This window comes from Streptococcus oralis subsp. dentisani, from assembly GCF_002096615.1.
Classification (GTDB): domain Bacteria; phylum Bacillota; class Bacilli; order Lactobacillales; family Streptococcaceae; genus Streptococcus; species Streptococcus oralis_U.
Genome location: NZ_NCUX01000030.1, coordinates 103,779 through 116,948, shown reverse-complemented (window position 1 = coordinate 116,948; position 13,170 = coordinate 103,779). Strand labels below are relative to the sequence as shown.

At 37.7% G+C, this 13,170-nt stretch carries 9 protein-coding genes, 1 tRNA gene and 1 other RNA gene; 8 read left to right on the top strand and 3 right to left on the bottom strand.

Going from position 1 to position 13,170, the window contains the following annotated elements; translation table 11 throughout:
- Nucleotides 1-36: 36 nt before the first annotated feature.
- Both rlmB and def read right to left on the bottom strand, forming a co-directional pair.
- Entirely contained in the window at nt 37-765 is a 729-nt protein-coding gene (rlmB, locus tag B7708_RS04060) for a 23S rRNA (guanosine(2251)-2'-O)-methyltransferase RlmB (protein WP_007517462.1), read from the bottom strand.
- Between the two features lie 44 nt (nt 766-809).
- The gene (gene def, locus B7708_RS04055; protein WP_084973941.1) at nt 810-1,421 is read right to left on the bottom strand and encodes a peptide deformylase; all 612 of its coding nucleotides are present in this window, start codon (nt 1,419-1,421) and stop codon (nt 810-812) included.
- A gap of 155 nt (nt 1,422-1,576) precedes the next feature.
- On the opposite strand from def, the gene B7708_RS04050 reads away from it, so the two are divergent.
- The 4 genes from B7708_RS04050 to ssrA all read left to right on the top strand — a co-directional run bounded on the left by B7708_RS04050 (nt 1,577) and on the right by ssrA (nt 4,780).
- Nucleotides 1,577-2,884, top strand: coding sequence for a CapA family protein (locus B7708_RS04050; RefSeq protein ID WP_084973939.1), 1,308 nt, complete (start codon nt 1,577-1,579; stop codon nt 2,882-2,884).
- A 23-nt stretch (nt 2,885-2,907) separates the two neighbouring features.
- Entirely contained in the window at nt 2,908-3,735 is an 828-nt protein-coding gene (locus B7708_RS04045) for a Cof-type HAD-IIB family hydrolase (protein WP_084973937.1), read from the top strand.
- 1 nt (nt 3,736) lies between these two features.
- Nucleotides 3,737-4,372: an SGNH/GDSL hydrolase family protein gene (locus B7708_RS04040; protein WP_084973935.1), complete on the top strand. Its 636-nt coding sequence runs from the start codon at nt 3,737-3,739 to the stop codon at nt 4,370-4,372.
- Between the two features lie 60 nt (nt 4,373-4,432).
- Nucleotides 4,433-4,780, top strand: a transfer-messenger RNA (tmRNA) gene (gene ssrA, locus B7708_RS04035).
- 154 nt (nt 4,781-4,934) lie between these two features.
- Here the strand turns inward: ssrA and B7708_RS04030 are convergent.
- Nucleotides 4,935-5,022 (bottom strand) — tRNA-Ser (locus B7708_RS04030).
- A 161-nt stretch (nt 5,023-5,183) separates the two neighbouring features.
- On the opposite strand from B7708_RS04030, the gene B7708_RS04025 reads away from it, so the two are divergent.
- From B7708_RS04025 to B7708_RS04010, 4 genes are all read left to right on the top strand, one after another.
- Nucleotides 5,184-5,924 carry a DeoR/GlpR family DNA-binding transcription regulator gene (locus B7708_RS04025; protein WP_071850821.1) on the top strand — a complete coding sequence of 247 codons (741 nt, stop codon included), beginning with the start codon at nt 5,184-5,186 and terminating at the stop codon, nt 5,922-5,924.
- Nucleotides 5,921-6,832: a 1-phosphofructokinase gene (pfkB, locus tag B7708_RS04020; protein WP_084973933.1), complete on the top strand. Its 912-nt coding sequence runs from the start codon at nt 5,921-5,923 to the stop codon at nt 6,830-6,832. Before B7708_RS04025 ends, pfkB begins: the two co-directional genes overlap by 4 nt.
- A complete protein-coding gene (locus B7708_RS04015; protein ID WP_084973931.1) occupies nt 6,829-8,781 on the top strand; it encodes a PTS fructose transporter subunit IIABC in 1,953 nt (650 codons plus the stop codon). Before pfkB ends, B7708_RS04015 begins: the two co-directional genes overlap by 4 nt.
- A gap of 411 nt (nt 8,782-9,192) precedes the next feature.
- The gene (locus tag B7708_RS04010) at nt 9,193-13,146 is read left to right on the top strand and encodes a YobI family P-loop NTPase (RefSeq protein ID WP_084973929.1); all 3,954 of its coding nucleotides are present in this window, start codon (nt 9,193-9,195) and stop codon (nt 13,144-13,146) included.
- The last annotated feature ends 24 nt before the right edge of the window (nt 13,147-13,170 follow it).

Sequence of the window (13,170 nt, the reverse complement as noted above, 5' to 3'; positions counted from 1 at the left end):
GCAAAAAAGTTTCCAATCAATTGATTGGAAACTTTTTTATAGTCGGTTTCGGAAAACTTCGTACATGAGAATAGCTGCAGCAACACTGGCATTGAGACTTTGAACATGTCCATTCATCGGAATGGTAATCATTTCATCAACCTGTTTTTTGATGTTGCTAGAGATGCCTTTTCCTTCATTTCCGATGATGAGTGCAATTTTCCCTTTTGTATTCCACTTGTGGCAAGGAGTACCGTTCATATCCGTTCCAAAGGTCCAGAAGCCTTCATCCTTGAGTTTGTCTAGGGTTTGACTGAGGTTGGTCACTCGGGCAATCGGTACATGTTCAATAGCACCTGTGGCCGTTTTGGCAACGACAGGAGTTACACCGACAGCACGGTGCTTGGGAATGATGACACCTGAAACATTGGTCGCATCGGCTGTTCGCAAGATAGAACCTAGATTATGGGGATCAGTTAACCCGTCCAGAATCAATAGCAAAGGATTTTCTTCTTGGCGTGTTTTGGCAAGAATATGATCTAGCTCGCTATAGGCAAATTCGGACACTCGTAGAACAAAACCTTGGTGGACAGCGCCTTCGGTCATTTCAGAGAGGGATTTTTTTGAAGTCCAAGAGATGGAGACCTTTTTCTCAGCAGCCAGTTCCTTGACCTTCTCAACATTCTTACCTCTGAGATCATCTTGGAGGTAGAGTTTATTCCCTGTGTTTGCAAGGAGGGCTTCTGTAACGGCATGGACGCCATAGACAATATCATTTGTTTTCATGCCTCTATTATAACACAAAACCCCGTTTTTCAACGGGATTTTCTTTATTCAAGGATGAGGAGTCCTTCTTTAACGGCAAATGGATCTTTTTCATTGATACGATCGTAAAACATGATTCCGTTTAGATGATCAATTTCATGTTGGACAACTATGGAGTTGTAACCTTTGAGCTTGATACGGTGCTTTTCCCCGTCCTTGTCAAAGTAATCAACAGTGACACGGGCATGACGGACAACATAGCCTGGCACGTTACGGTCAACAGATAGGCAACCTTCTCCTTCACCAAGAGCAGCGTCCTGAACAGAGTGAGATACGATTTTTGGATTGTACATAATAGCTTGCAAATCGTAGGCTTCCTGTGGTGTTTCACCTTCTTCCACAATATTGGGCACTAAAACAGCGATAATGCGTTTTGAGATATCGAGCTGGGGGGCAGCCAATCCAACACCACCACGGAGCCCCATCTTTTCAGCCATAACGGGATCTTGGGAATGTTTGAGGAATTGCATCATCTTTTCGCCAAGGATGATTTCCTGGTCAGACAGTGGGAAAGTGACCTCCTCAGCAACTGCGCGTAGAGTTGGGTTCCCCTCACGGATAATATCTTTCATATCAATTAAATGAGCAGCTTTTGTAATACGTTCTATTGCAGACATTTTCTCTCCTTTCATTACCTCTACATGATAACACAAAATAGGCGAGAAAGAAAGTCGCAGAAGTTTCTAAAAAATAATATGATAAACGATATTCCCCTTTTGTCTGTGGTATAATAAAAGAAAAGACTTGCATCAAAAAGCAAGGGGGGATAAAGATGGAAAAGCGACAAGATAGACGGTCTCATGATTCTCTTTATGGGGTGTGGAGAACTAGTGTTGATTTCTTTCGGAATTATAAATCCTGGACCAATGCCCAGTTTATTATTGTGTTATTGCTTGCAGTTGCCTTGTCCATGGGATTGAACTTGCTGGTTCGAGCAGTACAAGGTAGCAAGGTAACAAGTTCTAACAGTCAGACTACGACATTTAGTCAGTCCAAAGAAAATCAATCTGGTGAAACGACGGCGCGTATAATGGCAAATGGTGACCTTCTCTACCATATCCCTATCTACCGAACAGCTCTAAAAGAAGATGGGACCTATGATTTCCATGAAAATTTTGAATATGTAAAACCCTGGCTCAAGCAAGCGGATTTAGTGCTTGGTGACTTTGAAGGAACGGTGAACAAGGACCACTACTTGGCAGGTTATCCTCTCTTTAATGCACCAGGGGAAGTCATGGATGCGATCAAGGATGCAGGCTACCAAGTTCTAGACTTGGCTCATAATCATATTTTGGATTCTCAAATTGAGGGAGTTGTTTCAACGGCTCAAGCTATTGAAAAGGCTGGAATGACACCCATCGGAGTCTACACACATGAATCCCGAGACCAAGCACCTATAGTCATCAAGGAAGTCAATGGTATCAAGGTAGCTCTCCTGGCCTATTCCTACGGTTTTAATGGCATTGAGCAGTATATCTCTCAAGAGGACTATAATCGCTATCTTTCTGACCTGAATGAAGATAAAATGAAGGCGGAAATCGAGCGTGCAGAGAAGGAAGCAGATATTACTGTCATCATGCCTCAGATGGGAATTGAGTACCAGCTAGAACCGACGGAAGAACAGAAAACACTGTACCATAAGATGATTGACTGGGGAGCTGATATTATCTTTGGAGGGCATCCTCACGTCGTTGAACCTGCTGAAACGGTTGAAAAAGATGGTGACAAAAAACTGATCATCTACTCCATGGGGAATTTCCTCTCAAATCAGCGCATTGAAACCATGCAAGATGAGGAAAATGCCAAGTGGACAGAGCGCGGTGTTCTCATGGATGTAACCATTAAGAAAAAAGATGGCAAAACTAGGATTGAAACTGCCAAAGCGCATCCGACATGGGTTAATCGGACACCGAAAGGAACTTACTCTCCAGAAGGTTATCCGCTCTTCCTCTATCAGACCTATATCCTAGAGGACTTCATCGAGGGAGGCAGTCACCGTGACAAGTTGGACGAAGCGACCAAGGAACGAATTGACACGGCCTATAAAGAAATGAATGAACATGTAGGGTTGAAGTGGTAGACGCTCGCCCTAAAGGAGACGAGATGACGATTAAATTGATTGCAACAGATATGGATGGAACCTTGCTGGACTCGAGGGGTCAGCTGGATCTGCCCCGCTTGGAAAAGATTTTAGATCAGCTAGATCAAAGGGATATCCGTTTTGTCATTGCGACGGGGAATGAAATCCATCGTATGAGAGAACTATTGGGACACTTGGCTGAACGAGTGGTCCTAGTAGTTGCCAATGGGGCGCGAATTTTTGAAAACAATAAACTGATTCAAGCTAAGACCTGGGATGATGCTATGGTTGACAAGGCTTTAGTTCATTTTAAGGGGAGAGAGTGCCGAGATCAGTTTGTCGTAACTGGTATGAATGGTGGTTTTGTCAAGGAAGGCACTGTTTTTACAGAACTTGATAAATTTATGACTCCTGAGATGATTGAAAAACTCTATCAACGAATGAATTTTGTGGAAGAGTTACAAGCTGACCTCTTTGGTGGAGTGCTTAAAATGAGCATGGTCGTTGGTGAAGAACGATCGAGTTCTGTTTTGCAAGAAATTAATGACCTCTTTGATGGTCGTGTAAGAGCTGTTTCTAGCGGTTATGGTTGTATCGATATCCTACAGGCTGGTGTTCACAAGGCTTGGGGATTGGAAGAATTACTCAAACGCTGGAATTTAAAATCGGAACAAATCATGGCTTTCGGTGATAGCGAAAATGATGTTGAAATGTTAGAACTGGCTGGGATTGCCTATGCTATGGAAAATGCAGATGATGAAGCCAAGGCAGTTGCGACTGCCCTAGCTCCAGCGAACAGTCAGGGGGGCGTTTATCAGGTCCTAGAAAATTGGTTAGAGAAAGAGGGATAAGGTGGCAGTACAGTTATTAGAAAATTGGCTCCTAAAAGAGCAGGCAAAGATTCAAACCAAGTATCGCGAATTGAATCAAATTTCTGTCCTAGAGCCAGATGTAATTTTTATCGGCGATTCGATTGTAGAATACTACCCATTGCAAGAGTTGTTTGGGACTGCAAAGACGATTGTTAATCGAGGCATCCGAGGTTACCAGACGGGGCTTCTACTAGACAATCTTGATGCCCATCTTTATGGTGATGCTGTCGATCAAATTGTTCTCTTGATTGGGACAAACGATATCGGAAAAGATGTCCCTATGAATGATGCTTTGGATAATCTTGAGCGAGTTATCCAATCAATTGCCCGAAATTATCCGCTGTCACAAATAAAGCTCCTTTCCATTTTGCCAGTCAATGAAGGAGAAGAATACAAGCAGACAGTATATATTCGTACCAATGAAAAGATTAGAGAATGGAATCAAGCCTATGAGGTTCTAACATCCGCCTATATGCAGGTAGCTTTTGTGCCTGTTTATGATAGTTTGATAGATTCAGAAGGACAACTTAAATCAGCCTATACAACGGATGGTCTCCATCTAAGTGTAGCCGGTTATCAAGCCTTATCGGAAGCTTTAAAAGGATATCTTTTCTAAAGAATCGACTTAATTTTGCATTTTTGATTTAGATAAGGTATAATGGTTTTATTGTCTTTTGGGGTCGTTACGGATTCGACAGGCATTATGAGGCATATTTTGCAACTCGTGTGGCGACGTAAACGCTCAGTTAAATATAACTGCAAAAAATAACACTTCTTACGCTCTAGCTGCCTAAAAACCAGCAGGCGTGACCCGATTTGGATTGCTCGTGTTCAATGACAGGTCTTATCATTAGCGAGATACGATTAAGCCTTGTCTAGTGGTTTGATAAGAGATTAATAGACTCGCAGTTTCTAGGCTTGAGTTATGTGTCGAGGGACTGTTAAAACAATACATAACCTATGGTTGTAGACAAATATGTTGGCAGGTGTTTGGACGTGGGTTCGACTCCCACCGGCTCCATTATTTCTTTGCATTCTTTCGCATTCCTTGGTAAAACGTTGTTAAATCAACGTTTTTTATTTTTGTCTTTGGTATTCCTTGGCATTCTTTTGCGAAAAAAGAATACAAAAAAGGATACAACAGATGTCGTATCCTAGAAATCGTTTTGGTTTTTCTACGGAAGACATGGGATTCGAACCCACGCACGCTGTTACACGCCTACCGCGTTTCCAACACGGCCTCTTAAGCCTCTTGAGTAATCTTCCAATGCTTACTAAAATAGTCTACCATAAAGCGCTTCATCTTGCAATAAAAATTCCAGAATTGGCAAAAATGATAGGATTTGAAAGAAAATGATAAAAAATGCTTGACTTTGGTAGAAATTGTGCTAGAATGATTAGTGTAAACGATAACAGGAGGTGATTTGGTGTTAAAAACTGAGCGGAAGCAACTGATTTTAGAGGAGTTAAATCAACATCATGTAGTTTCCCTAGAAAAATTGGTTAGTCTATTAGAAACATCAGAATCAACGGTACGAAGAGATTTGGATGAGTTGGAGGCAGAAAACAAGCTTCGCCGTGTGCATGGTGGTGCAGAATTGCCCCACTCCTTGCAGGAAGAAGAAACCATCCAAGAAAAATCTGTCAAAAACCTTCAAGAGAAGAAGTTACTGGCTCAGAAAGCAGCCTCTCTTATCAAGGAAAAGGATGTTATCTTTATCGATGCTGGAACAACAACTGCCTTTTTGATCAAGGAATTGGTTAATAAGAACATCACCGTTGTGACCAACTCCATTCATCATGCGGTTCAGTTGGTTGAAAAACAGATTCCAACTGTCATGGTTGGAGGTAGTGTCAAGATGGCGACAGATGCATGTATCGGTGGTGTTGCTCTTAACCAAATCAATCAATTGCACTTTGACCGTGCTTTTATCGGGATGAATGGTGTGGACGATGGTTATTATACGACTCCCGATATGGAGGAAGGAGCTGTTAAGCGTGCTATTTTAGAGAATGCCAAACAGACCTATGTCTTGGTGGATTCATCAAAAATTGGACAAACTTGTTTCGCCAAGGTAGCACCTCTCAAACGCGCTATTGTCATTACAAGTCAAGGGCATGAACTCTTACAGGCTATTAAGGAGAAAACGGAGGTAATAGAGGTATGATTTATACAGTCACACTCAATCCGTCTATTGACTATATCGTTCGCTTGGATCAAGTTCAAGTTGGAAGTGTCAACCGTATGGACAGTGATGATAAGTTTGCTGGTGGGAAAGGAATCAATGTCAGTCGTGTTTTGAAACGCTTGGATATTCCAAATACAGCGACTGGATTTATCGGTGGCTTTACTGGTAAATTTATCACAGATACCCTTGCAGAGGAAAAAATCGAGACGCGTTTTGTCCAAGTAGCAGAAGATACTCGTATCAATGTTAAAATTAAAGCAGACCAAGAAACAGAAATCAACGGAACGGGTCCAAATGTCGAACCAGCTCAGTTAGAAGAATTGAAAGCTATCTTATCTAGTCTGACTGCAGATGATACGGTCGTGTTTGCGGGTTCAAGTGCTAAGAATCTAGGCAATGTTATCTATAAGGATTTGATTGCATTGACACGCCAGACTGGTGCGCAAGTCGTTTGTGACTTTGAAGGACAGACCTTGATTGATAGTTTAGACTACCAGCCACTTTTGGTTAAACCAAACAATCACGAGCTTGGAGCTATCTTTGGAGTGAAACTCGAAAGTTTGGACCAAATCGAGAACTATGCTCGTGAGTTACTGGCTAAAGGTGCCCAAAACGTCATTATCTCCATGGCTGGTGACGGTGCACTTCTTGTCACATCTGAGGGAGCTTACTTCGCCAAACCTATCAAGGGAACAGTGAAAAATTCAGTTGGGGCTGGCGACTCTATGGTCGCTGGATTCACAGGTGAATTTGTCAAATCAAAAGATGCGGTAGAAGCCTTCAAATGGGGAGTGGCTTGTGGAACAGCAACCACCTTCTCGGATGACTTGGCAACAGCAGAATTTATTAAGGAAACATATGAAAAAGTTGAGGTAGAAAAACGATGAAAATTCAAGACCTATTGAGAAAAGATGTCATGTTGCTGGATTTGCAGGCGACTGAAAAAACAGCAGCTATCGAAGAAATGATTCATAGCTTGGTAGATCACGGTTATGTGACGGATTTTGAAACCTTTAAAGAAGGAATCTTAGCGCGTGAAGCTCTAACTTCCACTGGTTTGGGTGACGGAATCGCTATGCCACACAGCAAAAACTCAGCTGTCAAAGAAGCAACGGTTCTCTTTGCAAAGTCAAACAAGGGTGTTGACTATGAAAGTTTGGATGGGCAACCAACAGACCTCTTCTTCATGATTGCAGCTCCAGAAGGTGCCAATGACACTCACTTGGCAGCCTTGGCAGAATTGTCTCAATACTTGATGAAAGACGGATTTGCTGACAAACTTCGTCAAGTAACATCTGCAGATCAAGTTATCGAACTTTTTGACCAAGCTTCAGAAAAAGCTGAGCAGCCTATTCAAGCACCTGCCAATGAATCTGGCGACTTTATCGTAGCTGTTACAGCTTGTACGACAGGCATTGCCCACACTTACATGGCCCAAGAAGCCCTTCAAAAAGTAGCCGCCGAAATGGGTGTTGGGATCAAGGTAGAAACCAACGGTGCCAGCGGTGTTGGGAACCAACTAACATCAGAGGACATCCGTAAGGCTAAAGCAGTTATCATCGCAGCAGACAAGGCTGTTGAGATGGATCGTTTCGACGGCAAACCATTGGTTAATCGTCCAGTTGCAGACGGTATCCGTAAGACAGAAGAATTGATCAACTTGGCTCTTTCAGGAGATGCTGAAGTTTACCATGCTGCTAATGGAGCAAAAACCGCAGCAACAAGTAACGAAAAACAAAGCCTTGGTGGTGCCTTCTACAAACACTTGATGAGTGGTGTATCTCAAATGTTGCCATTCGTTATCGGTGGTGGTATCATGATTGCCCTTGCTTTCTTGATCGACGGAGCTTTTGGTGTGCCACAAGATAGTCTTGGCAACCTCGGATCCTACCATGAGCTAGCCTCCATGTTCATGAAAATCGGTGGTGCAGCCTTTGGCTTGATGCTTCCGGTTTTTGCAGGATACGTAGCCTACTCTATCGCTGAAAAACCAGGTTTAATAGCTGGTTTCGTGGCTGGTGCTATTGCCAAAGAAGGTTTTGCCTTTGGTAAAATCCCTTATGCTGCAGGTGGTGAAGCAACTTCAACCCTTGCAGGTGTGTCATCTGGTTTCCTAGGAGCTCTTGTTGGTGGATTTATCGCAGGTGCCTTGGTTCTTGCTATCAAGAAATACGTTAAAGTTCCTCGTTCACTTGAAGGTGCTAAATCAATCCTTCTCTTGCCACTTTTTGGAACAATCTTAACAGGATTTGTCATGCTGGCTGTTAACATTCCAATGGCAGCAATCAACACTGCTATGAATGACTTCCTAGGCGGTCTTGGAGGAGGTTCAGCTGTCCTTCTTGGTATCGTTCTTGGAGGCATGATGGCTGTCGACATGGGTGGACCAGTCAACAAAGCTGCTTATGTCTTTGGTACAGGTACGCTTGCAGCAACTGTTTCTTCAGGTGGTTCTGTAGCTATGGCGGCAGTTATGGCTGGAGGAATGGTGCCACCACTTGCCATCTTTGTCGCAACCCTTCTCTTTAAAGATAAATTTACCAAAGAAGAACGTAACTCTGGTTTGACAAACATCATCATGGGCTTGTCATTCATCACCGAGGGAGCAATCCCATTTGGTGCTGCTGACCCAGCTCGTGCGATCCCAAGTTTCATCCTTGGTTCTGCGGTGGCAGGCGGACTCGTTGGTCTTGCAGGAATCAAACTCATGGCGCCACACGGAGGAATCTTCGTTATCGCTCTAACTTCAAATGCCCTACTTTACCTAGTCTTTGTCTTGATTGGAGCAATCGTAAGCGGTGTGGTTTATGGTTACCTACGCAAACCACAAGCATAAAAAAGAATACATATACCAAAATGACTGAACACGAAAGTGGGTAGTCATTTTTTTGATAATGGAGTTAGGGAGAATGGGCTTTGAAGTGATATAGAAGTAGAGCGTAGAGATTTTCACTCTTTATTTAAACGATAGAATGCAAAAGTTTGTATAAATACCATGGAGGTGAAAAGTGTCTTGAATGATTCTAGAATAGAAACTAGAGAATGAAAAGTTCCGTAGTCAAAATATTCTAAATGAAGAGTTACAAGCGACCCATGTCAGCATGGTGGAGGAGAGTTTTCCCGATTCTAAATGAACCAATTTTATAGCTGATTTAGGTAGGAGACGAGAAATAACTAAAAGCTTTATATCTCAATAAATAATTGATATAATAATAGTTAAAGAATTACTAGAGGGAGAGAAAAGTTAATGGAAAGAGAATATCAATTTCGAGCACTTACTTCAAATAAAGATATTGAAATAAAGCCAGTAACACTAAAAGCACTTCAGTTTGCGATTGACAAAAAATCGGAAGTAACCAACGTAGCTATTACCGGGAATTATGGAGCGGGGAAAAGTAGTGTTGTTGAGAGCTTTGAGAGTAAATATACTGATAAAACATTCCTCCATATATCTTTAGGGCAGTATGATGAAACAATAGGTAGTGAAAAAAATGGGCTAAATAATCGTCAAATTAATACCATAGAAGGAAAGATAATCAATCAATTACTTCATCAAATTAATCCTAATCAAATAAGAAAATCAATTTTTAAAACTCTTGATGCAGAATCGCAGATTAAACCTTTTAATATTTCGGTCTATGTAGGTTTAGTATTATTATTATCCTTATACTTACTAAATATTTCTTCATGGAATGGATTGATTCAGGATTTTTCTTGGTTATCTTGGACTACGAAACCTATTATTTCCCTTCTTATACTAGTAATTTTATTTGTTTTAATTGTATATGGATTTTATTTTTTACTGAAGCTACAAAAAGATTTTGGTTTTATCAAAAAACTATCCTTAAAAGCAGAAAAAATTGAAACTGATATCGAAATTTTTTCAAATGATAATTCTAAAGTATCCTATTTTGATCGATACTTAGACGATGTCCTTTATCTATTCAAGCAATCAGGAGCAAATGTCATAGTATTTGAAGATATTGAACGTTTTAATGACTCTAGAATTTTTGAAAAATTGAAGGAATTAAATATAATTATCAATAGAAATCGAAAGGCAAATCACAAACGTAAACTAGTATTTTTCTATCTTGTAAAGGATGATTTGTTTGAATCACAAGAAAGAACTAAATTTTTTGATTTTATTATTCCTATAGTTCCTGTCGTAACCGCTTCTAATTCTCATGACATATTAAAAAAATTGCTAACAGAAATGTGGGAATACGATAGTTTAGATAAAACTTTTTTATTTAATATTTCTTTGTATCTCGATGATATGAGATTAATTAATAACATTTGTAATGAGTATCTGACTTATAAAGACACATTAAATACTTTAAAGCTAGATTATGAGAAACTGTTTTCAATGGTAGTCTATAAGAATATTTTCCCTAAAGATTTTTCACTTTTGCAAAGAAATCAAGGATATTTATATGAATTGTTGAACTCAAAAGAAATAACATTAAAAAATCGTAGGGAGGAATTATATAGTAAGATAAAAGAATTGAAGAAAAAGATAGAGAAGGCAGAGGAAGAACAATTAAACGATGAGCTTGAATTATATGGAACTATTTTAAAAATCCCAACCGGAAAAGAAGTAATAAAAGTAAATGGGAAGTCCCAATCTCAGTTCACGTCGTACTCTGAATTCATTAAAGAATTACTCAATAAAGATAGTAAGATTATTGTTTTTCAAACTTTTTACAGTGCTTATAATAATTACAACTCTCAAGAAGTAACAATTGATTATATATTTCCTGAAAAAAATACTCCAGAATTCCAAGAACGTATAGAGAATATTAGGAATAAGAAGCTCATAGAAAAATTGGAAAAAGAAATTAAGAAAATGAACGATGAGCTTGGGAAACTAGATAGTTACAGATTATCAGACGTTTATCAATATGCTACAGATATTAATGATTTTAAAAGTGATTTTACAGAAGAAATAAGAAAGAATCCTCAATTCTCTATAATTTCTTTCCTAATTAGAAATGCTTATATTGATGAGAGTTATCAAGATTATTTGACTCATTTCTATGCGAATACGATAACGGTAGAAGAAAAAGAATATTTAAGAAATGTAATTTCTGGCAGACAGAATAAACATAATATTTCTCTAAAAAATTTTGATGAAATCTTTAATTATTTAGAATTAAAAAATTATAAAAGTAGTAATGTGTTAAATTATGATTTATTTAGATTTCTGTTATATGCAAATGAACATAATGAGAAGTTGAAATTAATCTTTCACCAAGATAATATTTTGGAATTTTTGCTGGATTTTTATAACGAATTATTTATTTTGGATGAAAAAAATACATCGTTTTATACAAAAAGTGATCTTAGGTTATTTTTTGAAAAATGGATGTATTACAACTCAGAACTTTTCATTAGATATGTTAAACAAGAATCTAGTGGATATGTTTATGTTGATAAAAGAAAACTAATATTATCATTAATGAATTTAGTTGATTTGAGTGATTGTACAAAAGAAACAAAAGAACAGCTAGCTAAATACCTAGAGATGAGACAAGAAATTCTACTTAATACTAATGACTACAATTATGGACAATTTAATGCAAATCTTTCAAATATAAATTTAAAGATCAAGGATTTTACATTCATTTATCAAGGATATGAGAAAAATCTGCTAAATTATATCTATCAGAATAGATTATATGAAATTTGTGAGTCTAATGTACTATTTTTCATGGAACAGCATTCTGATATGGGCACAGAGCTATCAGATGTAAAACATAAAAATTATGAAATCATGACTAGTCAAAATGGATTAAAACCTTTACTAGATTATTGTCAATCTTCTGATGAAGAATTCCTGAAGTATATTTTAATGTATGTTACTTTATCAGAGGGAGAGATGCGTGATAAACCTGAGTATATTGAACAATTATTGAATAATAATGTTGTATTTAATTATCAATTACCTCAAGAAAAGTTAGGAAGTGATGAATCTGATGACCTAGATAATGATGAAATTATCAAAAAAAGTACATTAGCAGATAAAATTATTGCTAGTGTCCCAGATTTTTATATCACTTTTACACAAGGTAAGTTCAATGCTCTTTCGAATGAAAATAGAGAAATACTAGTACAAAATTTTGTTCAAACTAAAAAGGCAGAAGTAAATACTGAAATTATTTTAGAATATTTCGGTCAAAATAAGGAAGTTGATAATTTTTTGGTAGATTTTATTAATCTGAATCCTAATTTTGAGTTGGATAAAGAAATTTATTTGAGGTTTAATGAGGAAATACAAAGAAAGTTTGAAGAATATATAATACAATCAAAGGACTTACAAAAAAATATTAGAAAAAACGTTCTTAATGTTATTGGAGATAGTTATTATGAAAAATTTAGTGAAATGGGTATGAATGAATCTGAGTTGGAAAGATTAACAGATGACAGACTAATTGAATTTAATAGACTAAATCTTGAATTCTTCCGGAAAGAATATCCAAGTTCCTTAGCTAATTTTATTTGGAATAATATTAAAGATTATTTAAATGATGAAAAGGATATTCGTGATGAAAAACAATTGCAAGAACTAATAGATAAGTACTACCTTGAAATGGAAGATATTACAAAAATAAGAATGTTTCTTTTGGATAATCATTTTAATCAGGTTCATTTTAAAGATTTATTAAACAAAAATACATATGAGAATGCAGAAAATGAAGTTCAAAGTAAAATTCAGAATCTTGTCAAAAAATATATAAGAGAATTTATAGAATTAGATGAAAATGAAATTAGCATTCCATTGTATGAATCTATCCTAAATGCGAATGATGTTTTACTTGAACATAAGAAAGAACTTTTTGAAAAATTAATTTCTGATTCGGAAAGTCAAATAGAAGTAGATAAGCTTATTTTGCTAGGTGATTATTTAGATTTATTAGAATTACCGGATATTATGCAAATCTTGAAGGAACAAATAGATTATGATATCTACACTGAATGGGAAGTTGCCTTGGACAAATTAAATCAAAATGAAGATAATGGTGGAAATGGTAATCAGGAAGCGAAAGTGTCGTATTCTAAATTTAACGAAAAACTTCTTGACTACTTAAAGAAAAGGAAGTTGATTTCTAATAAATCAAAACATGAAAATTCTGTATTAAAGCTTTATGGATTAAGAAAGAAGCAGATTGAATATAGTGATGAAGCAGAAGAAAAGCAATAGTTATCACATTCAAATGACTGAACA